General features: G+C 57.5%; 19 protein-coding genes and 1 tRNA gene. 8 read left to right on the forward strand and 12 right to left on the reverse strand.

Going from position 1 to position 23,699, the window contains the following annotated elements:
* Positions 1-5: 5 nt before the first annotated feature.
* Together HFD92_RS20660 and orn are read right to left on the reverse strand one after the other, a co-directional pair.
* A tRNA-Gly gene (locus HFD92_RS20660) sits at positions 6-81 on the reverse strand.
* Between the two features lie 154 nt (positions 82-235).
* A complete protein-coding gene (gene orn, locus HFD92_RS20665; protein ID WP_009087476.1) occupies positions 236-784 on the reverse strand; it encodes an oligoribonuclease in 549 nt (182 codons plus the stop codon).
* 101 nt (positions 785-885) lie between these two features.
* Between orn and rsgA the strand changes: the two genes are divergently transcribed.
* The 3 genes from rsgA to mscM all read left to right on the forward strand — a co-directional run bounded on the left by rsgA (position 886) and on the right by mscM (position 6,351).
* Entirely contained in the window at positions 886-1,935 is a 1,050-nt protein-coding gene (rsgA, locus tag HFD92_RS20670; protein ID WP_009087478.1) for a small ribosomal subunit biogenesis GTPase RsgA, read from the forward strand.
* Positions 1,936-2,104: 169 nt separating this feature from the next.
* Positions 2,105-3,004, forward strand: coding sequence for an archaetidylserine decarboxylase (gene asd, locus HFD92_RS20675; protein ID WP_009087480.1), 900 nt, complete (start codon positions 2,105-2,107; stop codon positions 3,002-3,004).
* 14 nt (positions 3,005-3,018) lie between these two features.
* Positions 3,019-6,351 carry a miniconductance mechanosensitive channel MscM gene (gene mscM, locus HFD92_RS20680; protein ID WP_167429627.1) on the forward strand — a complete coding sequence of 1,111 codons (3,333 nt, stop codon included), beginning with the start codon at positions 3,019-3,021 and terminating at the stop codon, positions 6,349-6,351.
* Between the two features lie 271 nt (positions 6,352-6,622).
* Here mscM and mdh read toward each other — a convergent pair whose 3' ends face one another.
* Positions 6,623-7,561, reverse strand: coding sequence for a malate dehydrogenase (gene mdh, locus HFD92_RS20685; RefSeq protein WP_009087483.1), 939 nt, complete (start codon positions 7,559-7,561; stop codon positions 6,623-6,625).
* A 428-nt stretch (positions 7,562-7,989) separates the two neighbouring features.
* Between mdh and argR the strand changes: the two genes are divergently transcribed.
* The 4 genes from argR to yhcN (HFD92_RS20705) all read left to right on the forward strand — a co-directional run bounded on the left by argR (position 7,990) and on the right by yhcN (HFD92_RS20705) (position 9,925).
* Entirely contained in the window at positions 7,990-8,460 is a 471-nt protein-coding gene (gene argR / locus HFD92_RS20690) for a transcriptional regulator ArgR (protein ID WP_009087485.1), read from the forward strand.
* A gap of 508 nt (positions 8,461-8,968) precedes the next feature.
* Positions 8,969-9,232 carry a peroxide/acid stress response protein YhcN gene (gene yhcN, locus HFD92_RS20695; protein ID WP_058956518.1) on the forward strand — a complete coding sequence of 88 codons (264 nt, stop codon included), beginning with the start codon at positions 8,969-8,971 and terminating at the stop codon, positions 9,230-9,232.
* 74 nt (positions 9,233-9,306) lie between these two features.
* The gene (locus HFD92_RS20700) at positions 9,307-9,570 is read left to right on the forward strand and encodes a YdgH/BhsA/McbA-like domain containing protein (protein WP_009087488.1); all 264 of its coding nucleotides are present in this window, start codon (positions 9,307-9,309) and stop codon (positions 9,568-9,570) included.
* 91 nt (positions 9,571-9,661) lie between these two features.
* A complete protein-coding gene (yhcN, locus tag HFD92_RS20705; RefSeq protein ID WP_009087490.1) occupies positions 9,662-9,925 on the forward strand; it encodes a peroxide/acid stress response protein YhcN in 264 nt (87 codons plus the stop codon).
* Positions 9,926-9,978: 53 nt separating this feature from the next.
* Here the strand turns inward: yhcN (HFD92_RS20705) and HFD92_RS20710 are convergent, their stop codons facing one another.
* The 5 genes from HFD92_RS20710 to aaeX form a co-directional block, all read right to left on the reverse strand.
* Positions 9,979-10,248 (reverse strand): hypothetical protein, encoded by a 270-nt coding sequence (locus tag HFD92_RS20710; protein WP_009087492.1) that lies wholly within the window; start codon positions 10,246-10,248, stop codon positions 9,979-9,981.
* Positions 10,249-10,303: 55 nt separating this feature from the next.
* Complete coding sequence (locus HFD92_RS20715) at positions 10,304-11,755, reverse strand: NAD-dependent succinate-semialdehyde dehydrogenase (RefSeq protein ID WP_167429628.1); 1,452 nt, start codon at positions 11,753-11,755, stop codon at positions 10,304-10,306.
* A 113-nt stretch (positions 11,756-11,868) separates the two neighbouring features.
* Positions 11,869-13,821 carry a p-hydroxybenzoic acid efflux pump subunit AaeB gene (gene aaeB, locus HFD92_RS20720; RefSeq protein ID WP_009087497.1) on the reverse strand — a complete coding sequence of 651 codons (1,953 nt, stop codon included), beginning with the start codon at positions 13,819-13,821 and terminating at the stop codon, positions 11,869-11,871.
* Positions 13,822-13,830: 9 nt separating this feature from the next.
* The gene (gene aaeA, locus HFD92_RS20725; RefSeq protein ID WP_009087499.1) at positions 13,831-14,763 is read right to left on the reverse strand and encodes a p-hydroxybenzoic acid efflux pump subunit AaeA; all 933 of its coding nucleotides are present in this window, start codon (positions 14,761-14,763) and stop codon (positions 13,831-13,833) included.
* Positions 14,764-14,770: 7 nt separating this feature from the next.
* Positions 14,771-14,974 (reverse strand): p-hydroxybenzoic acid efflux pump operon protein AaeX, encoded by a 204-nt coding sequence (aaeX, locus tag HFD92_RS20730; RefSeq protein WP_009087501.1) that lies wholly within the window; start codon positions 14,972-14,974, stop codon positions 14,771-14,773.
* Between the two features lie 232 nt (positions 14,975-15,206).
* Between aaeX and aaeR the strand changes: the two genes are divergently transcribed.
* Entirely contained in the window at positions 15,207-16,124 is a 918-nt protein-coding gene (gene aaeR / locus HFD92_RS20735) for an HTH-type transcriptional activator AaeR (protein WP_009087503.1), read from the forward strand.
* A 33-nt stretch (positions 16,125-16,157) separates the two neighbouring features.
* On the opposite strand, the gene tldD is transcribed toward aaeR, so the two are convergent.
* The 4 genes from tldD to HFD92_RS20755 all read right to left on the reverse strand — a co-directional run bounded on the left by tldD (position 16,158) and on the right by HFD92_RS20755 (position 23,699).
* Positions 16,158-17,603: a metalloprotease TldD gene (gene tldD, locus HFD92_RS20740; RefSeq protein WP_167429629.1), complete on the reverse strand. Its 1,446-nt coding sequence runs from the start codon at positions 17,601-17,603 to the stop codon at positions 16,158-16,160.
* A gap of 64 nt (positions 17,604-17,667) precedes the next feature.
* On the reverse strand, positions 17,668-21,498 hold the full coding sequence (gene yhdP, locus HFD92_RS20745; protein ID WP_167429630.1) for an AsmA2 domain-containing protein YhdP: 3,831 nt from the start codon (positions 21,496-21,498) through the stop codon (positions 17,668-17,670).
* Between the two features lie 148 nt (positions 21,499-21,646).
* Complete coding sequence (gene rng / locus HFD92_RS20750) at positions 21,647-23,116, reverse strand: ribonuclease G (protein ID WP_009087509.1); 1,470 nt, start codon at positions 23,114-23,116, stop codon at positions 21,647-21,649.
* Complete coding sequence (locus tag HFD92_RS20755) at positions 23,106-23,699, reverse strand: nucleoside triphosphate pyrophosphatase (protein ID WP_167429631.1); 594 nt, start codon at positions 23,697-23,699, stop codon at positions 23,106-23,108. The genes rng and HFD92_RS20755 overlap by 11 nt, the downstream gene beginning before the upstream one ends.

Here is a 23,699-nt window from a genome sequence, read left to right on the forward strand (position 1 = left end):
AAAACTGGAGCGGGAAACGAGACTCGAACTCGCGACCCCGACCTTGGCAAGGTCGTGCTCTACCAACTGAGCTATTCCCGCGCCTTGTACCGACACTAAATTCTTCACCGGTACGGGGTGCGCATTATACGAGAAATCGTTGCTGCTGCAAGCGTCTGAAAGCAGAATTTTTCGTTTTCAGCGCGTTTGCCGATTAAATCGGCAACCTGGCGATTTCATGCGCACCCTTCGCGGATTAAAGCTGCAAAAAGTGTTCGCGGTAGTAAGCGAGCTCCGCCACTGACTCGCGGATATCATCCAGCGCCTGGTGTGTGCCGCCTTTTTTGAAGCCTGGCAGGATAGAGGGTTTCCAGCGGCGGGCCAGCTCTTTCAGGGTGCTGACATCCAGATAGCGATAGTGGAAGTACGCCTCCAGCTCAGGCATGTACTTAAACAGGAAGCGCCGATCCTGCCCGATGCTGTTGCCGCAGATAGGCGAGGTGTTCGCCGGCACCCACTGCTTCAGAAATTCCAGGGTGGCCAGCTCAGCCGCGCGATCGTCAATCGTGCTCGCCTTCACCCGCTCAACCAGACCGCTGTTGGTATGGGTGCGGACATTCCACTCATCCATCAGCGCCAGCTGCGCGTCAGACTGATGAACCGCGATCACCGGCCCTTCCGCCAGAATGTTCAGGTTGGCATCAGTCACCAGGGTCGCAATCTCAATAATACGGTCGTGAGCCGGATCAAGCCCGGTCATCTCAAGATCAATCCAGATCAGGTTCTGTTCATTTCCAGTAGCCATGCTGTTTCCTGCGGTTGCTATAGTCGTCATTCACAATGAATAAGGTGTATCATAGACGTTTTGCCCAGCCGGGCGAAATCTGGCTAATGCTGTGAGGGTGAGTGAGTAAAAATAAACTGTCGAAGGGCCAACAACGCCGCGTAAGCGCTAACCACGATCGCCGTCTCAATCAGCGTAAAGAGCGCCCGGAAGCGGACGACAACCTGTTTGGGGAAGCCGCAGATGGGGTTGTTGTCAGCCGTTTCGGCATGCACGCTGACGTTGAGGATAGCGCAGGCGTTGCCCACCGCTGCAATATCCGCCGCACGATCCGTTCGCTGGTGACCGGCGATCGGGTGCTGTGGCGTCCGGCAACCAGCGGCGGCAAAGGGATTGTGGAAGCGGTGCATGAACGCACCAGCGTGCTGACCCGTCCCGATTTTTACGACGGTGTGAAGCCGATGGCGGCCAACATCGATCAGATCATTATTGTCTCTGCGATCCTGCCGGAGCTGTCGCTTAACATCATCGATCGCTATCTGGTGGCCAGCGAAACCCTGGAGATCGAGCCGCTACTGGTCCTCAACAAAACCGATCTGCTGGATGAGCGCGCGCGCGCCGTGGTCGATGAGCAGATGGATATCTACCGTGCGATTGGCTATCGCGTAGTGATGGTTTCCAGCCGGGCGAAAAATGGCCTGGACGATCTCGAAGCCGCCTTAACCGATCGCGTCAGTATCTTTGCCGGTCAGTCCGGCGTCGGCAAGTCGAGCCTGCTGAACGCCCTGCTCGGCTTTGACAAAGAAGAGCAGCTCGCGATTCTGACCAACGAGGTGTCAGACGGCTCCGGCTTAGGTCAGCACACCACCACCGCCTCACGGCTCTATCACTTCCCGCACGGCGGGGATGTTATTGACTCACCCGGCGTGCGCGAGTTCGGCTTATGGCATCTGGAGCCGGAACAGATTACCCGTGGATTTGTCGAATTTCGCGCCTTCCTGGGTGCATGCAAATTCCGCGACTGCAAACATGGCAGCGACCCGGGCTGTGCGATTCGCGAAGCGGTGGAAGCCGGTAAAATTCATCGCTCCCGTTTCGACAACTACCACCGTATCCTGGAGAGCATGGCGCAGGTAAAAACGCGTAAAAATTTCCCTGACGGTGAGAGTTAACCGGTATAACCGCGTGATCCGGTCTGACCAGAAGATTTTGCGAGGTGCCTTCCGTTCGTCGATCCAGACCGTGCAGCATGCGCGGAATCAGGTATAGTCGCCATCAGAACGGGGCACTGCTACAATCCGCTTCCTTTTTTCAACGTCATAAAATAGCCAGGAGGCTAAGGTGTTTGATCGTTTAAAACTCGGTTTGAATCATATTCTCCCGAAGAAATGGCTGACTGAACTCGCCGGTTGGGGCGCCAGTCGCCGCGGTGGTTGGTTGACCAAACTGGTCATTGACATCTTTGTCTGGTTTTACAAAGTCGACATGGCGGAAGCACGAAAGCCCGACACCGCCAGCTATCGGACGTTTAATGACTTTTTCGTGCGTCCGCTGAAAGAGGATGCGCGTCCGGTGGATGCTGACGCCAGCCTGATCGCCCTGCCCGCAGATGGCGCTATCAGCCAGCTCGGCCACATCGACGGTGACCAGATTTTCCAGGCCAAAGGTCATCACTACTCGCTTGAGGCACTGCTGGCGGGTGATGAGCGAATGGCGGCCCGGTTTGTGGAGGGCGAATTCGTCACGACCTATCTGGCCCCACGTGATTATCACCGCGTTCATATGCCGTGCAACGGTATCCTGCGTGAGATGATCTATGTACCTGGCGATCTCTACTCGGTCAATCCGCTGACCGCGCGTAACATCCCGAATCTGTTCGCCCGTAACGAACGCGTCATCTGCTACTTTGAAACCGATATCGGGCCGATGGTGCAGATCCTGGTGGGCGCCACCATTGTTGGCAGTATCGAAACCGTCTGGGCAGGCACGATTACGCCACCGCGTGAAGGCGTAATTAAGCGCTGGCACTATCCGGCAGCGGATGATGAAGGCGCCGTGGTCCTGCTGAAAGGTCAGGAGATGGGTCGCTTCAAACTCGGCTCTACCGTCATCAACCTGTTCGCACCGGGTCGCGTCAAACTGGCTGAAAGCCTGGAAGCGGAAAGTAAAACCCGTCTGGGACAACCGCTGGCCCTGGCGCTGCCGGTCGCGACAGACCTCTCCGACGTCATCGTCGACTAAATTGAGTGTCCTCCGTGCGTTCGATTCTCCTTCTGCTGCTGAGCCTCTGGCTCAGCAGCCCGGCCTTTGCGGCCAGCCTTCCTGACGCCAGCCAGCTCAAACAGCAGCTGGAAGAGATAAAATCGGCCAAAAGCTCGCCCGCGCAGGCAGAGCAGATCCAGTCGATTGAAGCCGCCCTGAATTTCCTCTCTGAACGTGATGACTCCCTGGAGCGCGCAGCGCAGTATCAGCAGGTCATTGATGATTTTCCGCGTCTGGCGCGGGAGCTGCGTCAGCAGATCGCCACGCTCAGCGACAGCGGAAAAACAGTGCGCAGTAATATGAGCAGCGCCGAACTGGATCAGGAGATCCTGCAGGTCAGCAGTCAGCTTCTGGAAGAGGGGCGGCAGGCGCGCCAGGAGCAGGATCGGGCGCGGGAAATCAGTGATTCGCTGTCGCAACTGCCGCAGCAGCAGACGGATGCCCGCCGGGCGATGACGGAGAGTGAGCGTCGTCTGCAGAGTGCCAGCAACAGCAGCTCGCCGCAGGGGCAGCTTCAGCTGGCGGCTCGCCAGGCGGAAAATGCGGCGAATAAAGCACTCGTCGATGAGCTTGACCTGGCACAACTCTCTGCCAATAACCGTCAGGAACTGGCGCGGATGCGGGCGGAAGCCCATCAGCGTAAAGCAACGCAGCTGGATAACTACCTGCAGGCGCTGCGCAATCAACTCAATGACCAGCGGCAACGCGAAGCCGAAGTTGCGCTGGCCCGCACCGAGCAGCTGGCAGAAAACAGCGGTGATTTGCCGCAGGACATCAGCGATCAGTTCCGGGTTAACCGTGAACTCTCTGTCGCCCTGAATCAGCAGGCGCAGCGGATGGATCTGGTTGCGTCGCAACAGCGTCTCGCCACTAACCAGATCATTCAGGTTCGTCAGGCTCTCTCGACGCTGCGTGAGCAGTCGCAGTGGCTGGGGGCCTCTAACCTGCTGGGTGAAGCGCTGCGGGCGCAGGTTGCGCGACTGCCCGAGATGCCAAAGTCCCAGCAGATTGACAGCGAGATGGCGCAACTTCGCGTGCAGCGTCTCTACTACGAAGATCTGATGGCGCAGCAGGAAACCCTGCGCAAGGGGCATCTGGCCAATGGTCAGCCCTTTACCGCCGAGCAGAAGCGTATCCTCGATGCGCAGCTCCGCACCCAGCGTGAACTGCTCAATTCGCTGATCTCCGGCTGTGACACGCTGATTCTGGAGATCACCAAGCTGAAGGTCGGCAATACACAGCTTCAGGATGCGCTCAGTGAAGTCAAAGATGCGACGCACCGCTATCTCTTCTGGACTGCCGACGTCAGCCCGATTGGGTTAAGCTATCCGCTGGACCTGGCGAGAGATCTTTCCCGGCTGCTGTCGCTGGATACGCTGGGTCAGCTTGGGAAAGCGATAGCAATGATGTTTACCAGTCGCAACACGGTGCTGCCAATTATTGGTGCGCTGCTGCTGGTTGGCTTCAGTATCAGCTCGCGACGCCACTTCAATGCTTTTCTGGATCGTTCTGCCAGCAAAGTCGGCAAAGTGACACAGGATCGCTTCCGTCTGACCATCCGCACCGTGTTCTGGTCGATTCTGGTGGCGCTGCCGCTGCCGGTGTTGTGGGGTACGCTGGGGTATGGCCTGCAGAACGCCTGGCCCTACCCTATCGCAGTGGCGATTGGTGATGGCATTACCGCCACGCTGCCGCTGCTGTGGGCATTCATGATCAGCGCCGCCTTTGCCCGCCCCAACGGACTGTTCATCGTCCATTTCCGCTGGCCGCAGAACCGGGTCGCGCGCGCCATGCGCTACTACTCGCTGAGTATCGGGCTGATTGTGCCGCTGATCATGTTGCTTATCGCCTTTGGTAATCTTGAAGACCGGAAGTTCTCAGCATCGCTGGGCCGCCTCTGTTTCATCCTGATCTGCGGGGCCATCAGCATCGTCACCGTCAGCCTGAAGCGTTCCGGCATCCCGCTCTATCTCGATAAAGAGGGAAACGGCGATAACATAGTGAACCGGATGCTCTGGAACATGATGATCGCCATGCCGCTGATGGCAGCCCTCGCCTCTGCCGTAGGGTATCTGGCGACTGCGCAGGCGCTGCTGGCCCGTCTGGAAACCTCAGTCGCTATCTGGTTCCTGCTGCTGGTCATCTATCACATCATTCGCCGCTGGATGCTGATTCAGCGGCGGCGTCTGGGCTTTGATCGCGCCCGTCAGCGCCGTGCCGATATGCTGGCGAACCGGGCGCGCAGTGAAGAAGAGAAAGAGCAAGGCACTCAGAACACCGACGCGATTGAAGTCGAGGAGCCGGTGATCGACCTGGATGCGATCAGTGCGCAGTCGCTGCGGCTGGTGCGATCCCTTCTGACATTGATCGCCCTGGTCTCGGTGATTGTCCTGTGGTCGGAAATTCACTCGGCCTTCGGCTTCCTGGAGAATATCCAGCTGTGGGATGTCAGTACCTCCGTGCAGGGCGTGGAGTCGATTCAGCCGATTACCCTGGGGTCGGTGCTGATTGCCATTCTGGTGTTTATCATCACGACTCAGCTGGTGCGCAACATGCCAGCCCTGCTTGAGCTGGCGCTGTTACAGCATCTTAATCTGACGCCGGGCACCGGCTACGCCATCACCACACTGACCAAATATCTGCTGCTGCTGATTGGCGGACTCATTGGTTTCTCCATGATCGGCATCGAGTGGTCGAAGCTGCAGTGGCTGGTTGCCGCATTAGGTGTGGGACTGGGGTTTGGTTTGCAGGAGATTTTTGCCAACTTTATCTCAGGCCTGATCATCCTGTTTGAAAAACCGATTCGTATTGGCGACACCGTGACGATTCGCGACCTGACCGGCAGCATTACGCGGATTAACACCCGTGCCACCACCATTACCGACTGGGACCGCAAAGAGATTATCGTGCCGAACAAGGCCTTTATCACCGAACAGTTTATTAACTGGTCGCTCTCCGATTCCGTTACGCGTGTAGTGCTTACCATCCCAGCCCCGGCCAAAGTGAGCAGCGAACAGGTCACCACCATCCTGACGCAGGCGGCGGAACGCTGCAGTTATGTGCTGGATACACCGCAGCCGGAAGCCTTCCTGGTCGATTTGCAGCAGGGGATTCAGCTGTTTGAACTCCGGGTGCATGCCGCTGAGATGGGACATCGTATGCCCCTGCGTCACGAGCTGCATCAGCTGATCCTGCGTGGATTTGAGCAGCACGGTATTGAGATGCCGTTCCCGCCGTTCCAGATGCGCATGGAGACCCTGGGTAAGAAGCTGCCTGCCAGTAACGGGACACCGGCGGCCCGTGCCTATAAATCGGGTGGCCTGTAAGAGAGCATGCCTGGCAGAATCGGGGAAGTGAAGTACAGGGTGAGTCGCGGTAAGATCGAGCTTGCACAGGGAACACGGGCAGATCGGAAAGGCGCTAAAGCCAATCCCTGGCCGCTCGGCCCGCGCCGTCCATGGCGCGGGACGCTTTCCTCTTCTGCCCGTGTTCCCTGTACTCTGAACGTCTCAGTGGCGGTCAGAGGCATCTGTTTTGATATTGTCATGAATGCAAAACGCCCGGCCAAAGCCGGGCGTTTTCAGTCAGTGACGTCTGCTACTGCTTAACGAACGCCTCTCCCTGTTCGATATCTTTCTTCAGGGTTTCCAGCATGCCTGACAGCGCCTGCTGCTCATACGCACTGAGTGTGCCGATCGGCTTGCGTTCAGCAATCCCGTTTTTACCCAGCAGCAGCGGCTGTGAGAAGAAGCGCGCATGTTCGCCCTCACCTTCCACATAGGCACACTCCACCACGTTCGCTTCGCCATTGAGCGCGCGTACCAGTGACAGCCCGAAACGCGCAGCTGCCTGCCCCATCGACAGCGTGGCCGAACCGCCACCGGCTTTGGCTTCCACGACCTCGGTTCCAGCGTTCTGAATACGTTTGGTCAGATCCGCCACCTCCTGATCGCTGAAGCTCACCCCTTTAACCTGAGAGAGCAGCGGCAGAATGGTCACGCCAGAGTGGCCGCCAATCACCGGCACTTCAACCTGGTCAGGCTGCTTGCCTTTCAGTGCCGCGACAAAAGTATTGGCGCGAATGATATCCAGCGTGGTGACGCCAAACAGACGGTTCTTATCGTAGACGCCATGCTTTTTCAGCACTTCCGCCGCGATAGCAACGGTGGTGTTGACGGGGTTAGTGATCACCCCGATCAGGGCTTTTGGTGCGGTTGCCGCCACCTGTTCTATCAGGTTACGGACGATACCGGCGTTAACATTAAACAGGTCCGCACGATCCATACCGGGTTTGCGTGCGACACCTGCTGAAATCAGTACCACGTCGGCACCTTTCAGGGCTGGCGTCGCGTCTTCTCCGCTGAACCCTTCAATAGTGACGGCTGTGGGAATATGGCTGAGATCAACGGCAACACCCGGTGTCACCGGGGCGATGTCATACAGTGAGAGTGCTGAACCTGCCGGAAGCTGGGTTTTGAGCAGAAGTGCGAGCGCCTGGCCTATGCCGCCAGCGGCACCGAGAACGGCAACTTTCATTCTTGACTCCTTATTAAGGTGGGGCAGAGATGGGCCGAAATTCTATCTGTGTCAGACCTTAATCAACTGCTCAGGCGATAATGATAATCCGCTGTTAATTCTACGTGTTTTCACACTTAATCGCCGGATTCAAAAGTTACTTATCATGTCGCCTGAATGACCGACAACCGTGCCGTCGTCAGACAGAGAACGGCTATGTTCGATTTCTGTTACTACACCACCAATAGTATAACAACTTTGCAACCTTCGCCTTTCGGGGCTGTGACAGGGGTTTTGGTCTGAAGGGATTTATTTGCTATTATCGCCGCCCGCTAGCCGCCCGAACCCTGCTCATCAATCGACCGATTGCATAAAAATGCATTTAAATGCATAATCACCACTCTGCCGCGGGCGGATGCGCGGTTATTCTTTCTATTTATTGGTAACCTATGCGAAACCCATCGAAACAAGACGATCTGATCAAGGCTTTCAAGGCCTTATTAAAAGAAGAAAAATTCAGTTCCCAGGGCGAAATTGTTCAGGCGCTTCAGGATGAGGGCTTTGAAAATATCAACCAGTCCAAAGTCTCGCGGATGCTGACCAAGTTTGGCGCAGTGCGCACCCGTAATGCCAAAATGGAAATGGTCTATTGCCTGCCTGCCGAGCTGGGTGTGCCGACGACCACCAGCCCGTTAAAAAACCTGGTGCTGGATATCGACTACAACGATGCGCTGGTGGTCATTCACACCAGTCCGGGCGCAGCACAGCTGATTGCACGCCTGCTGGATTCATTAGGAAAGTCGGAAGGAATTCTTGGCACCATTGCCGGGGATGACACCATCTTTATTACCCGTGCGCGTGACTTCACGGTCAAGCAACTGCACAGCGCGATCCTTAACCTGTTTGAACAGGAACTCTGATCGCGGACTGGCGGCCGGCCATCCTGCGCCTGGTCGTCAGTTCATCTCTCTGCCCGCGCTTTCTCTGCGGTTTGCGCTTCTCCTCTTCCCGTTACGCGCTCCTCTCGTGACTGCCGTTCTGCAAGGCTTGCCCCCGCTTTCAGGCAGCAGGCTGATGGTCAGATAGCGTCGTCTGCTTCACCTTTTGCGCTATTTTACACTGCTTTACATCACTAATCCGGCCGCATTGCCCGGATCCAGATCAAACACCAGCCCGATATACCACCTTCTTTCGCACGAAACGTTAAAGTCATTTATCCCCTTGTTTCTGCAGCTAAAACACACGAAAAGCTCATTTTTCACCCTGTTTTTATAACGTCCGGTTATTAAAAGTAGCCATAAGGATAAAGAATCACAAAAAAACATTATTAGCGCGGTATTAATTTCTGACGTTATTAGTCCTATACTTCTTTTCGTGATGCAAATCACACTAACTAAAAAGATAAAAACAGACGACGAGGAAAATTTCATGAACGTAAAAACTACCATCGCTGCTCTTAGCGTGCTCTCTGCCCTGTCATTCGGTGCTGTGGCAGCAGAATCTATCAGCGCCTCTCAGGCACAGGATCTGCAGGCTGTCGGCACCATCAGTGTCAGCGGTGTAGCGGGCTCACCGATGGATATCCGACAGAAACTGAGCGACAAAGCCGATCAGCAGGGCGCAAAAGCCTATCGCGTCATCGAGGCTTACAACAACGGCAATTACCACGCGACCGCCGCGCTCTATAACTAAGGCGTCGCCCCACTCCGGCTGATGCGATAAGCCGCGTGCCGGAGAGCGTAAGCAGAATTTCAGGAGAGCAGAAAATGAAAACCAAACTTGCCATCGCTGCACTGAGCATCGCCCTGTTTTCAGCAGGTGCCAGTGCCGCCAGCCTGGTTTCTAATGAACAGGCGCAGGGTTTGCAGTCAATGAACCAGACCATCAGCATTGCGGGCCGTAACGGCGACCAGACGCATATCCGTCAGGTCCTGTCGGAGAAAGCGGATGCGCAGGGCGCAAGCCACTATCGCATCATCGAAAACAACCAGGACAATACCTGGCATGTGACCGCTGAGCTGTACAAATAATTCACTGTGATGACGCCTTGTGGCGTTGAAAATATCGACGACCCGCACCAATGATTAACCGCAGGTTGTTGAATGTAATGAGGAGACGAACATGAACATCAAAACAACCATCGCTACAGTCAGTCTGCTTTCCGTTATGGCTTTCGGCGCTTCCGCCGCGCAGCTGGTAACCGGCGATCAGACGCAGAACCTGCAGCCTGCGGGCACCGTAACCATCAGTGGTACCGCGGGCGCACCGATGGATTATCGCGCTGAACTGTCTCAGAAAGCCGATGAACAGGGTGCCAGCGCCTATAAAGTGATCGAGGCGCGCACCGGTGATAACTACCACATCACCGCACAGCTTTATAAGTAATTCCTCGTCACTATCATGACGAACCCTTTGGCCCCGCTCGCCGGGGCCTTTTTTCATCTGACGTTAAAGTGAAGCTGACCTTCCAGCTCCTCTTCAGCTTCATCGAAGAGTAAAATCAGGGCCCCATAACGCCGTCGCTGTCCTCTGCCCAGATTGATGAACTCAATCTCCAGCGGCATCGGGAGCAGATCCCCCGTCACCACATCCCATAACCCATCCAGATCGCAGATGCGACGCTCATCCAGCGCAAATCGCTCGCTGAACTGGCGGAAAAAATGGGCCTGGTCGACAATCTCATTAAAATCAAAACGCTCGGTTTTCATGCTGACGGCTCCCATGCTCCGTCTGCGGGCGACCTTCGCCGCCCGTGCCCTTCTGCTAGCCCAAACCGCCCAGATGCAGCGCTTTGACCTCCAGATACTCTTCCATGCCGAGTACCGAACCTTCACGGCCCAGACCCGACTCTTTGACGCCGCCAAAGGGTGCCAGCTCGGTTGAAACGGCACATTCGTTAATGCCGATCATGCCACTTTCCAGCGCCGCTGAAACGCGGAACACCCGCTGCAGATTCTGCGTGTAGAAGTAGGCGGCCAGGCCAAATGGCGTATCATTGGCGCGGCGGATCACCTCATCTTCATTATCGAAGCGGAAGCAGGCGGCAACCGGGCCAAAGGTCTCTTCCTGCGCGAGCTGCATCCCTTCGTGTGCTTCGGCGATTACGGTTGGCTGCCAGAAGTTGCCGCCCAGCGCATGGCGCTCGCCGCCTGCCAGCAGTTTGCCGCCTTTTGCCAGCGCGTCATTGACGTGCTGCTCCACTTTCTCCACCGCCGACGCTTCAATTAATGGCCCGACAATCACGCCCTCGTCCAGACCATTACCCACCTTAAGCTTGTTCACCTCGGCGGCCAGCTGCGTGGTGAAACGATCGTAAACACGATTGTGGATGTAGAAACGGTTCACGCTGACGCATACCTGACCCGCATTGCGGAATTTGTTCGCAATAGCACCCTGTACGGCGGCATCAATGTCGGCATCGTCAAAGACGATGTAAGGCGCGTTACCGCCCAGCTCCATGGACACTTTCTTCATGGTTTCGGCCGCATTGCGCATCAGCAGCTTGCCCACCTGGGTTGAACCGGTGAACGAAATCTTCCGCACCGCTTTGCTGGCCATAATGGCGTCGCTGATGGCATGGGTGTCACCCGCTACGGCGTTCAGCACGCCATCCGGGACGCCAGCCTGTTTCGCCAGGGCCAGCAGGGCAAAGGCGGAGAGTGGCGTGTTATTAGCGGGTTTGATGATGCCGGTACAGCCCGCGGCCAGTGCGGGTCCCAGCTTGCGGGTCAGCATCGCCATCGGGAAGTTCCACGGTGTGATGGCGGCCACAACGCCAATCGGTTCACGGGTGGCCAGGATGCGGGAACCCGCTTTGGCGGGCGGAATGATCTCGCCATTGGCTCGCTTCGCCTGTTCGGCAAACCACTGGATAAAACTGGCGGCATACTCCACTTCGCCCTCCGCCTCTTTCAGCGGCTTGCCCTGTTCCGTCGTCATCAGTTCGGCCAGCCAGCGTTTGTTCTCAATGATGAGCTGGTACCAGCGAGTGAGAATCTCAGCACGGGCTTTTGCCGTCTGCGCACGCCAGGCGGGAAAGGCGCGTTCTGCTGCGGCGATCGCCTGTTCCGTTTCAGCCTTGCCCGCTTTTGCGACCTGCGCAATGACCTCGCCGGTTGCCGGATTGGTTATGTCAAAGGTGGATGCCGCCGGGTGCCACTGGCCGTCTGCCAGATAGCCGGTCTGAAACAGCTCGCTCTGTTGCAGTGATGTCATTGATTCGCTCCTGTCAGTTTTACGCTTCCGTCTGAAGAGTATAGTTGGCAAAAGCGACAGGTTTTGTGACGGGCGGGGATTGCGCAGGCCGCTGCCGATCGCAGCGGCCAGATTCAGATTTGGATGAGCGTGTTCTGGTACTTATCCAGCATCACGGCCAGTCGTTTGACCGGTTCCGTTACGCTGACTGGTGCCTCGTAATGGACCAGTTTCTCCTGATAGAGGTCCAGCTCTTTCAGCAGGCGTTCAAAATAGTAGCGCCGCTTGTCATCGCTGCTGGCAGAGATGACCCGGTCAGCGGTATAGCGCAGCTGCCGGTGATAAGCAGAGAGATCCGCGTTGATCGGAATGTCTGCGTCACGCAGACGCTGATGACCGATGATCAGCGTCAGGGCAATACGGTATTTATTGATATCGCCCGGAAACAGGTTCAGCAGCAGAAACAGTTGCTGATAGAGGGCCGGCAGATGGTTTTCACGCCGACGCGCCTGATTAGTCGTCATGGCTGAAACCGCCGCGTACATAAAGCGGTTCAGCAGCTTACGGCCGGTACGGGCCTTCGATTTGTCACGAATCAGCAGGATAACCATCATCGCCACAAAGCAGCCGATGACCTGGCCGAGCACATTGTCGAGAAAGACATTGATGTGGAACTGCATCGGATTATCGAGAACCAGCACGTTAAGCGTGCCAATCAGCGCCCCCAGCGTGCCGAGCTGACGCCGCTGAATGAAGATGCCACCGATAAAGCCCAGCAGGCCGATGGCGATGCAGAGCAGCAGTGCGCTCTGCTGGGTCGAGGGAAGCACATACATAAAGTAGAGCGCGCCCAGCGGCACCGCAACCGTCATGCCGTAGAGAAAATCTTTTGCCATCATCAGTGGATTAGGCATCCGCATCGCCAGCGCAGTGATAACCGCCAGCATGACCATACAGCCGCTGCCCGACGTCCAGCCGGTGTAGAGCCAGAACAGAGAGCCCAGCGCGGTCGCCACAAAGGTGCGGATACCGTTGATCATCGCATGGTGTGTTTCGGCGGAGCGCGCCTGAATCACCACCTCGCGCTGCAGGATCTCCTCCTCCAGCGACGTGATCCGGCTGTTACTTCGGATGCCTTTCAGCAGCAGCAGATATTCCGTCGCGGCACCCACCCAGCTGCTCAGCGTCACCGGGGCCGTTTTGTCTCTGGCCCCCATCACCCGCCGCATCACCTTCATCCGCTTGTGCACCTCATCAACCGTCGTGGCGGGCTTCTCAATCATCAGGCGATACTGAGGGGGGATGTAGTCCGGACGCGAATTCTGGATCAGAAAGGTTTCGGCTGCCTGCGTAATCAGGGTCAGCGACAGGGTATTAAGCATCTGCAGCCGGCGGTTACTGTTCTTCCAGCGTGACGACTCCATCATCAGCTGGCTGCGCATGCTGTTAAGGGCGGTGGTGCGCCGGACCAGCGCGCTCCAGGCTTTATCGACCTCCTCTTTGTCACCGTGGGCAACGCAGAGCTGCAGCAGCTGATAGTGCGCCACCAGCAGCGAGTCGACCTCCGCATCGATCACTTTTTTGATCGAGCGTGGTGAGAAGATCATGTCGGCCAGAATGGCACACAGAATGCCGAGCACGATTTCACTGCAGCGCTCGACCGCATATTGCGGCACCAGGGTCAGACCGCCGCTGGCGTCAGCGGTCACCACGATAATCAGCGCGGTGTAGCCCGCCAGTCCCAGTGCGTAAGAGTTTTCAACTTTGATCAGCGAAGAGAGCCAGACGCAGAGCCCTGCCCAGATGCAGCACAGCAGCAGCATCACAACCGGCGCACGAACGGTGGCGATCATGATGGTCAGCGCGGCGATACAGCCGATAAAGGTCCCGATAATACGCAAAACGCCACGGTAGCGAAGCGCCCCCGAATAGGGATCGCCCCCCGCTGCAAACGCGGTGCCGCCCGCCACAATACCGGCAGTCATCACCGCCCAGCGCGGCGTTTCGAGGTTGAAGTGAAAGCCGACCATCAGCGCTAACACCAGCGCAAAGGTCAGCTTTACCGGGAACCGCAGGAACTCAATCATATCGCCCTCTTAACCAAACTCACGCAGGCGATTAAACAGGCGGACCATCGGTGAAACCTGCTCAGGCTGACGATCGGCCTGACCGGTAATGACCACGGTCGCCGTTGTCCCGGCCGGGAAGCGGTTGCCGGGCTGCTGATCCAGACGGATGCGCACCGGAACACGCTGCGCCAGACGGACCCACTCCAGGTTGGAATCGACCGTTGCCATGCCTTTACTGTCGACCGAGCTGCTGCTGTTGGTGACACCGGCCGCCACACTGTCTACGGTACCCCGCAGCACAATGTTGCTGCCAAGTGGCGTCACTTCCGCACGGAAGCCCTTCTCTACGCCATGCAGCTTGGTCTCTTCCAGATAGGCCAGCACATAGTAGGAGTGCTGCTGCACCAGGGCGACCGCCACAGAGCCGCGGGTAATGAACTCGCCCTGATAGACATTCAGGTTGGTGACCCAGCCATCGGAGGGCGCTTTCACGGTGGTGCGCTCCAGATCGATCTTCGCCAGATCGCGTGTCGCCACCGATTTCGCCAGCTGATGTTCGCTGGTCTGCAGATCGTTGTTGGACTGCTCAATCGCCTCGCGCGACATCGCCGAGGTGCCGAGCTGGTTACGGCGGCCGGCTTCGCGCCGCTTCTCACTCACCAGCGCCTGGTAATATTCCACGTCTGCCTGAGCCTGCTCGAGCGCCTTTTGATAGCGTGGGCGGTCAACCACAAACAGCGTGTCGCCCTTCTTCACCAGCTGGTTGTCGTGCACCGGAACGTCGGTGATCAGGCCGGTCACGTCAGGTGAGATCGCCACTACGTCTGCCGCGAAGCGCGCATCACGCGTCCAGGGGGATTCGGTATAGAACACCCAGGCACGGAAGATGATAACCACAGCAATGATAACCAGCAGAAGCGTAATCGCGTAACGCGCGATTTTTCTTATGAGTGCTTTCACTTAAACCTCAGACTAATAAACGGGAGACAAGGTAAAACACACAGCAGTAAAGCGCTGTATTAAAAAGTGCCGGATGCCAGACAAGATCGTAAATACCGCTCGGCGTCAGCACACGTTTCACTAACCAGAACAGCATCAGTGAGAGAATAAGTTCGATGAATACGGGCGGAAACGAGAGCCCAAACATGACAAATACCGGAAGCACACTCATCAGAAATCCTTAGTTCAACCTTGCCGGGAGTCTCCTTTGCCTTTTCAGCTGTCACAGCAAACCCAGCTGACAGCGCGATACAAACCGCAGCTGGCTTAATAATAGCGTATCATCACAGGGCATCAGGCAATGAAGAGTCACCGGGAGATACCCCGGCGCGCTTATAATAACGCGCCTGACTATAAGTTTTCTACAGAATGTGATCTAAATCACTTTTAAGCCAGAGTAAATAATGGAACGACTGAAGGGCATGTCTGTCTTCGCCAAAGTGGTCGAACTTGGTTCGTTTACCGCTGCGGCGCGTCAGCTTCATCTGAGTGTCTCCTCAATCAGCCAGATTGTCGCGAAGCTGGAAGATACGTTACAGGTTAAGCTGCTGAATCGCAGTACCCGCAGTATCGGGCTCACCGAAGCGGGCAAAATCTACTATCAGGGCTGCCGCCGTATGCTGGCGGAAGCGACGCAGGTGCATGAACAGCTTTATGCGTTTAACAACACGCCCATTGGGGTGCTGCGTATCGGCAGCTCCTCGACCATGGCACAGAACGTGTTAGCGGGCATGACCAGCGATATGCTGCGCGACTATCCGGGGCTGAGCGTAAACCTGGTGACCGGCGTCCCCGCTCCGGACCTGATCGCGGACGGTCTGGACCTGGTGATTCGGGTCGGGGCCTTAAAAGATTCCAGCCTGTTTTCACGTCGCCTTGGTGCAATGCCGATGGTGGTGTGCGCCGCCAGGAGCTATCTGGCGCAGCATGGCACGCCGGAGAAACCGGGGGATATCGATAACTTTTCCTGGCTGGAATACAGCGTTCGGCCCGACAACAACTTCGAGCTGATTGCGCCAGAAGGCATCGTCACCCGGCTGGCACCGCAGGGACGGTTTGTCACCAATGATTCGCTGACGCTGTTACGCTGGCTGAAGTCCGGTAACGGCATCGCCTATGTGCCGATGATGTGGGTGATTGATGAGATCACCGCAGGTGAGGTCGATATTCTCTTTCCGCAATATCAGTCCGATCCGCGACCGGTCTATGCGCTCTATACCGAGAAGGATAAGTTGCCGCTCAAGGTACAGGTCTGTATCGACTATCTGACCGGCTATTTTGAGCAGGTAGCGGAACAGTATCAGCTGCACCGTAAAAGCTGACAACCCGCCAGCGGGCGGGTTGTCGGGGTCACATCAGGCGGTGCCGCCGATGGTGAGTTTGTCCAGCTTCAGCGTTGGCTGACCGACACCGACCGGCAGGCTCTGCCCCTCTTTGCCGCAGACGCCCACGCCTTTATCCAGCGCCAGGTCATTACCGACCATTGAGATCTGCTGCATCGCTTCAATACCGGAGCCGATCAGGGTTGCACCTTTAACCGGTTTGGTGATCTTGCCCTTCTCAATCAGATAGGCCTCTGAGGTGGAGAAGACAAACTTGCCGGAGGTGATATCCACCTGGCCGCCACCAAAGTTGGGCGCATAGATGCCATATTCAACACTTTCGATGATGTCCTGCGGCGTTGATTTGCCGGCCAGCATATAGGTGTTGGTCATACGCGGCATGGGCAGATGCGCATAGGATTCGCGGCGACCGTTACCGGTCGGGCTGACGCCCATCAGTCGCGCATTCAGCTTGTCCTGCATGTAGCCTTTCAGCACGCCATTCTCAATCAGCATGTTGTACTGACCCGGCACGCCTTCGTCATCGACCGCCAGTGAACCCCGCAGCCCTTCAAGGGTGCCGTCATCCACCACGGTGCAGAGTTCTGACGCGACCTGCTGACCGATTTTACCGCTGAACACGGAGGTGCCACGGCGATTGAAGTCGCCTTCCAGACCGTGTCCCACCGCCTCATGCAGCAGCACGCCAGGCCAGCCCGCGCCCAGCACCACCGGCAATGCGCCCGCCGGGGCCGCCACGGCAGAGAGATTAACCAGCGCCATGCGAACGGCTTCACGCGCCCAGGCGTCCGCACGCACTTCGCCATTCTCATCGGCCAGGAAAAACGCATAACCGGTGCGTGCACCGCCGCCGCTGGCGCCGCGCTCACGTTTACCCTGATCTTCCACCTGGACGCTGACAGAGAGACGCACCAGCGGACGGACATCCGCCGCCAGCGTGCCATCCGTCGCAGCCACCAGCACCTGCTCGTAAACGCCGGTCAGGCTGGCATTGACCTCCTGCACACGCGGGTCCGCCGCACGGGCCACCTGGTCAACGCGATGCAGCAGCGCAATTTTCTCTTCGCGCGACAGGCTGTTTAGCGGATCGACCGCCGGGTAAAGCGAACGGTTCATGACGGCAGAAAGCGTATGTGCCTTGCCGTTGCCCTGTTCACGGACAATGCTGCGAGCGGCGTCAGAGGAGAGACGCAGCGCATTCAGTGTAATCTGGTCTGCATAGGCGAAGCCGGTTTTTTCACCGCTGACCGCGCGAACGCCCACGCCCTGGTCGATATGGTAAGAGCCATCTTTAATGATTTTGTCTTCCAGCACCCAGGATTCGTGGAAGCTGGACTGAAAATAGAGATCGGCATAATCCAGACGACGTTCTGAAAGCTGCCCTAACAGGGAAAATAGGTCCTGCTGATTAATGCCGTTAGCAGTCAGTAACTGCTCACTTACCAGGTTCAGAGTCATCGTTTCTCACTCATTATGTGCTCAGATAATCATAGCCTGCGGTAATTCCGGTACGGCGTCAAATTCACTTGTTGTCTGTTTCACGCGGTTTACGCAGCACTTCATTGATTTCCGGTTTATCCAGCGGCCCGCTGATGTGATAACGCAGCAACGATATCCTGTTCCACAAGGGAGCCAGCACCTTACTGGCGGCGAAAACCGCCGCGCCCACCACCGGGTTAATCGCGAAGGCGGTCGCGACACCCACCGAGGCGGAGATCTCCGGCGCCACCACCGCTTCCATATCGATCTGACGTTTCACCAGGTCGAGATTGCCCTGCATAGCGATGTCAGCTTCCAGCCCATCCACCAGCAGATTATCGGTGCGCATCACGCCGTTCTCGATCCAGGCCGTGCCATTAATCGAATCGAAGTAGAACGCGTTGGTAAAGGTGTCGCTGAAATCGAAGCGCAGCTTGCGCAGCAGTGCATCAAAGCTCACCAGTCGCAGGATCTTGCCAGCCGTGCCGGTGTCCACATCCGCAATCTGGCCTTTGCCAAAGTGTGTTTTCAGGGTGCCACTCAGCGTCTCTGCGGAGGGCTGCCACGGTGCCGACCGCCAGTGCAGGTCATAGGCAATGTCGAATGGCGCATCACGCAGCGGCGTATTCACACCAAACCAGTTGGTCGCATTATTGATATTAGGACCTTTCAGCGTGCCCTTCAGCGAGGTGCGCGGATCGTTCGGGCGATTCACCCACTCTCCGCTGATTTTCAGCTGTGAACTGCCGGTATCTACCTTGCCGTTAGTAAGCGCTAACGTATCCCCTTTGGGTTGCAGCATCGCAGAGACCTGACCATATTTCTGCCCCAGTACCCAGCACTCCTTACAGCGCAGTTGCAGAGCCGGCCACTGACTGAAATTAATATTACTGGCCTGCTGAGTGCTCGCTTTGCTGCCTCTGGCCGTCTCGCTGTTCCACTGCGGATTGTAATAAAGGTAATCCAGATTCACCTGCCACGGGGATTGTGGTGCCATCGACAGCTCACCACGCAGCTCCTGCGCCCTGACGCTGACGTTGCCACTGCCGGCTGAACGCTGTGCCAGCGTCGCCTCAACCTCATGCCACTGCTGCCCCGCCAGCGTGACCGCCGGACTGCGCAGCGTGATATTGCCGGGCAGCGTCACGCCGCCGGTCTGGAAATCGCTGCCGCCACCTGACGACCTGCCGCCCGTCGCGCCTCCGGCTGCCAGCATCCCGACCCAGGCTTCGCCATCCAGCGCAGGCAGATTCAGCACCATTCCGGCTTGGTCGGGCAGCCCGGGTTTCTTCTGGGCATCATTCAGCCAGATGCCGCGATCCACGCGCAGCGTCGGCTCCAGCAGCCAGCGGCTGTTAAAACGGTGGTTTGCGCTGACGCTGCCGCTGAGATCGAAGTGGTTCAGGTCGCCGCTGGCCTCAATGGTAACCGGCATCGTCTCACCGGCTTTCTTGTCGAGCGGTGCAGGTAAGCGACTACTCACTTCTTTTGCATTGCCGTTCAGGGCAACTTCATAGCGCGCTCCGCCATGATGGGGTAGCGTGATATCGACGTTCCCCTGCCAGGGCAGATGTCCGCCCAGCTGCTTACTGACGGCGGCCGGAATCGGGCTGATTCTGGCCGGTTGCCAGTCGCCCTGCAGTTTGACGTTAACGCCAAAATCATCCGGGTTCTCGGTGGTGCTGAACCGGACGCCCAGGGGCTGACCAAACCAGTTCGCCTGCAAATCTTCACTGGCCAGATTGCCGTTATCGTAACGGAAGCGGCCAGAGAGGTTAGCGATAGTCGTTTTTAACGGTTTGATATACAGCGAGTTGTTATGCAGATCGACATTGCCGCGCGCGTGCACCTGCTTACCGTCCAGTGGAATATCGAGATTCAGATGCCCCCCTACGCCGCCCGTGATTTGCAGCTGCTCCAGTGCGGCACCCAGCGATGACTTCAGCGGAGTCTGCTGAAAATAGTCCGCGACCTGCGGGCCTTCGCCATGGATATCCCCATCGATGATCAGCTTCTCTTTCAGATAGTCAGGGATGACCGCGCTGACGTTGTGCGCTTCGACGTCGCCCAGTCGGGCGACCGGGGCATGCATCCACAATCCGTCATTCAGGAAGTTGAGGTCGATATCCAGATTGCTGATCGCCGGCCATTTGGGCTGAAACGCGTAGGTTGCCTGGCGCAGCGGCACCCAGACCTGGAACATGCCATCGTTGTGTTTAAACGGGAACAGCGCCGGGTTACCGGCAAACAGCAGCGTGGCGTTGTCGACTTTGCCCCCCTTCACGGCCCCGCTCAGATAGTGCGTGAGTCCCCTGCCCATCAGCGGCACCGGGAAATAGCGCCAGGCATCGCCTGCATCAGTGACCCGGATACCGGCCAGAATATCAAGACGCGGCTCCGCGCCACGGTTCTGCTGATAACTGAAGTCGCCCCGCGCCCGGAGTGAGCGCGCCTGCAGATCCAGATCCTCACCCGCCAGCGTCAGGCCATGTTCATCGCGCAGCCAGCGCAGCGCCCCGGTGACCCGTTTAATCTCCAGCGGTGCCTGGAACATGTCACCATAGGGGACGGTGGCGGTTCCCATCGCCACACTGACCTGACCGTTGCTCAGACTGCCGCGAGCCTCCCCGCTCAACCGACTGATGCCCGGCAGCAGCTTCCACTGCTGCCAGCTGAAATCGTGCCATTTCACCTGCAGGCGGGTCTTTTCTGGCTGTTCTAACGGGATATCCAGCGCCAGTCCCTCAACGGTGCCCTGTGGCTGTAACTTCTGCCAGTTTTCAAACAGCGCCGGAGAGAGCGGTGCGAAAAGGGGAATAACAGGGGCAAGATGACGCAGCACCAGCTGTGTGGCGCGCACCCGGACCTCAGGCTGGCCGTCAGTGCCCGACATCTGCTTATCCTCAGGACGCCAGAGCAGGGAGAAGTGACCGGCGGGCCAGGTCTGGCCGTCGGTGCTGAGGCGGGTCTGCGGCACATTGACCACCCAGCCATTCCGGAAGCGCGACAGATGCGCAGTCAGCCCGTCAACCTCAATCCGGTGTGGTCCGCTCTCGCCCTGCCAGCTGGCACCGCCCTGACGCAACAGCAGATCGCCGGCATAGATGTCGCCATCGCGCAGGTTTACCCACGCCGCCAGACTGAAGCGGGCGCTGTCGAGCCGGGTATTGTCGCGCATCCAGCGACCCAGCCACGGACGCACATCGACATCGTCGGCCTGCATCCAGATACGCCCGTCATTCAGTAAACCGTTGCTGTCGTTGAGATCGAGCCGCACCTGAACCACACCGTGCTGGCCGGTAAAGCTCGACAGGCTCACTTCCCCTTCTGCCCGGTGGCGGGTTTTCTCATTCAGCCAGGTCAGGCGCGGAATGGCCAGCTCGGCATGCTGACCGGACGGCGTGCGGAAACCGATGGTGCTGTCGCGCAGGTCAAAGTGGTCAAACTGCCGCAGGAAAAGTTCGTTGATTTGCGCCGGACGGAAGCTGTTTTTCTCTTTATCGTTGTCGAGTAAGGGACGATTGGTGTCGAGATGCAGCTGCCAGAAAGTGAGGTCGCGGAACTGCCAGCGCCAGTGCAGCAGGGATTGCCAGACGTCGAGGGCAAGATTGATGCGTGAAATGGTGAGTTTGCCGTTCTCGTGGAGATCGACGCTGAGATCGCGAACCTGCAGGGTGGGACCGAAATTTTCCCATTTGCCCTGCAGCTGACTGGCGCTGACCGGAACGCCGCTGCGATCGGAGATAAATTGCAGAAGGTTGCTGCGATAGCTGTCGAGATGCGGCATCACCAGACGCAATCCGCTGACCAGCAGCGCGACAATCACGATGATTGCCGCGACCAGCAGTAACAAAATCCTCGGCAACTGCCTCACTCACGCCTCTCCTTGTGTTCCGCAAACGACGGATAGTTGGCTCTCGTACCCGACCGTCTTCAGACAAAAGCGGTAAAACACGCATTTTATCCCAAACAAGGGCGTTTTTTCAGCCCGGCAGCCGGAGAAACCAGTGCGCGGGCCGGCGTTACATCATGACAACGTCAAACTGCTCCTGAGTGTAAAGCGCTTCGACATGCACTTTAACCTGCTTGCCGACAAAGATTTCGACCTCCGCCAGGGCATGAGACTCATCGCTTTTCAGCGCCTCCCCCACCGTCGGCGAAACATAGACCAGGAAGCGATCGGAATCGTAGGCGTGATGAACGCGGACAATCTCACGCATAATCTCATAGCAGACCGTCTCAACCGTTTTCAGCGTGCCGCGTCCCTTACAGACCGGGCAATCCTGACAGAGGATATGCTCGATGCTTTCGCGGGTTCGCTTGCGCGTCATCTCCACCAGCCCCAGCGCCGAGAAGCCATTAATCCCGGTTTTCACCCGATCCTTGCTGAGTGCGCTCTCCAGCGAATGCAGCACCCGGCGCCGATGATCTTCATTATTCATATCAATGAAGTCGATGATGATGATGCCACCCAGATTACGCAGTCGCAGCTGGCGGGCAATCGCCTGCGTCGCTTCCACATTGGTGTTAAAGATCGTCTCATCCAGATTACGGTGGCCGACGAAGGCACCGGTGTTGATGTCGATGGTGGTCATCGCTTCGGTCTGATCGATGATCAGATAGCCACCCGACTTCAGTTCAACCTTACGATCCAGCGAGCGCTGAATTTCATTTTCGACGTCAAACAGGTCAAAGATAGGCTGTTTGCCATTGTAGAGCTCCAGCTTACCCGCCATCTCCGGAATATATTCCGCAGTAAACTCCACCAGCATTTCACAGGTCAGACGGGAGTCGACCCGGATGCGATCCAGGGCGGCCCCGGCAAAATCACGCAGAATACGCTGCGCCAGCGCCAGCTCACCGTAGAGCAGGCAGCGGGTCTGGTTACGCTTTTTACGTTCGCTGACTTTGGTCCAGAGACGCTTGAGAAACGCGGCGTCCTGCGCCAGCTCCTCTTCTCCGATCCCCTCTGCGGCGGTACGGATGATAAAGCCGCCCAGGTCGTCACAGTAGTCTGCCACCACCGCTTTGAGCCGCTCGCGCTCTTTTTCACTCTCAATGCGCTGAGAGACACCCACATGCGATGCCCCCGGCATAAAGACCAGATAACGCGACGGCAGCGTGATGTCGGTGGTCAGCCGGGCCCCTTTGGTACCCAGCGGATCTTTAACCACCTGCACCACCAGATCCTGACCCTGGCGCACCAGCTCGGCGATGTCGCGAACAACAAAATTTTTCTTTTCGTCACCCGCGACACACTCGGTGTGCGGCATGATGTCTGAGGCGTGCAGAAAGGCGGCTTTTTCCAGGCCGATATCGACAAAGGCGGCCTGCATGCCGGGCAGTACACGGCTTACCCGTCCCTTGTAAATATTGCCCACAATGCCGCGCCGCGCCTCACGTTCAATGTGAATCTCCTGAAGGATGCCGCCGTCGATATAGGCAACCCGCGTTTCAGAAGGCGTGACGTTAACCAGTAATTCAGCCGTCATGGTGACCCCTTACGGCACGCAGTGACTGGAAATGGCTGAGTAACTCCGCTGTCTCAACCAAAGGTAATCCGACCACCGCGTGGTAGCTTCCATTAATTTTGCGGACAAAATTTCCGCCCCTGCCCTGGATTCCGTAGGCTCCCGCTTTATCCATCGGTTCGCCGGTCGCAATATAGTCGTCGATGTCGGTGGCGGTTAAGGTGCGGAAGGTCACATCCGTCGTCACCACGCAGTCCAGCGCCTGCTGACGATCGGCCAGCGCCACCGCCGTCATCACCTGGTGCGACTGTCCGGAAAGTTTGCGCAGCATCTCGCGGGCATCGTCAGCATCGCGCGGCTTCTCCAGCACGCTGCCATTCAGCACCACGATGGTATCGGCGCCCAGCACCGGCAGATCCTGGGCGGCCAGTCTGACGCCAGCCTGTGCTTTGTCATTGGCCAGACGGCGCACATAGGCCTCTGCCGCTTCATCCGGCTGACGCTGCTCTTCAACGTCCGTCACAAGGCGCTCGAAGGTCAGCCCAAGCTGAGTTAACAGCTCACGCCGACGCGGTGAACCGGAAGCAAGATAAAGGGTTACCAT

Origin of the sequence: Pantoea sp. EKM101V, from assembly GCF_011800325.1 — a bacterium.
In the GTDB taxonomy this organism is placed as follows: Bacteria; Pseudomonadota; Gammaproteobacteria; order Enterobacterales; family Enterobacteriaceae; genus Pantoea; species Pantoea anthophila.

Excerpts from the sequence above, each read along its gene's own strand:
- orn (WP_009087476.1), bottom strand. The coding sequence starts at position 784 with ATGGCTACTGGAAATGAACAGAACCTGATCTGGATTGATCTTGAGATG.
- mdh (WP_009087483.1), bottom strand. The coding sequence starts at position 7,561 with ATGAAAGTTGCCGTTCTCGGTGCCGCTGGCGGCATAGGCCAGGCGCTC.
- argR (WP_009087485.1), top strand. The coding sequence starts at position 7,990 with ATGCGAAACCCATCGAAACAAGACGATCTGATCAAGGCTTTCAAGGCC.
- yhcN (WP_058956518.1), top strand. The coding sequence starts at position 8,969 with ATGAACGTAAAAACTACCATCGCTGCTCTTAGCGTGCTCTCTGCCCTG.
- HFD92_RS20700 (WP_009087488.1), top strand. The coding sequence starts at position 9,307 with ATGAAAACCAAACTTGCCATCGCTGCACTGAGCATCGCCCTGTTTTCA.
- yhcN (WP_009087490.1), top strand. The coding sequence starts at position 9,662 with ATGAACATCAAAACAACCATCGCTACAGTCAGTCTGCTTTCCGTTATG.
- HFD92_RS20710 (WP_009087492.1), bottom strand. The coding sequence starts at position 10,248 with ATGAAAACCGAGCGTTTTGATTTTAATGAGATTGTCGACCAGGCCCAT.
- HFD92_RS20715 (WP_167429628.1), bottom strand. The coding sequence starts at position 11,755 with ATGACATCACTGCAACAGAGCGAGCTGTTTCAGACCGGCTATCTGGCA.
- aaeB (WP_009087497.1), bottom strand. The coding sequence starts at position 13,821 with ATGATTGAGTTCCTGCGGTTCCCGGTAAAGCTGACCTTTGCGCTGGTG.
- aaeX (WP_009087501.1), bottom strand. The coding sequence starts at position 14,974 with ATGAGTGTGCTTCCGGTATTTGTCATGTTTGGGCTCTCGTTTCCGCCC.
- aaeR (WP_009087503.1), top strand. The coding sequence starts at position 15,207 with ATGGAACGACTGAAGGGCATGTCTGTCTTCGCCAAAGTGGTCGAACTT.
- tldD (WP_167429629.1), bottom strand. The coding sequence starts at position 17,603 with ATGACTCTGAACCTGGTAAGTGAGCAGTTACTGACTGCTAACGGCATT.
- rng (WP_009087509.1), bottom strand. The coding sequence starts at position 23,116 with ATGACGGCTGAATTACTGGTTAACGTCACGCCTTCTGAAACGCGGGTT.
- HFD92_RS20755 (WP_167429631.1), bottom strand. The coding sequence starts at position 23,699 with ATGGTAACCCTTTATCTTGCTTCCGGTTCACCGCGTCGGCGTGAGCTG.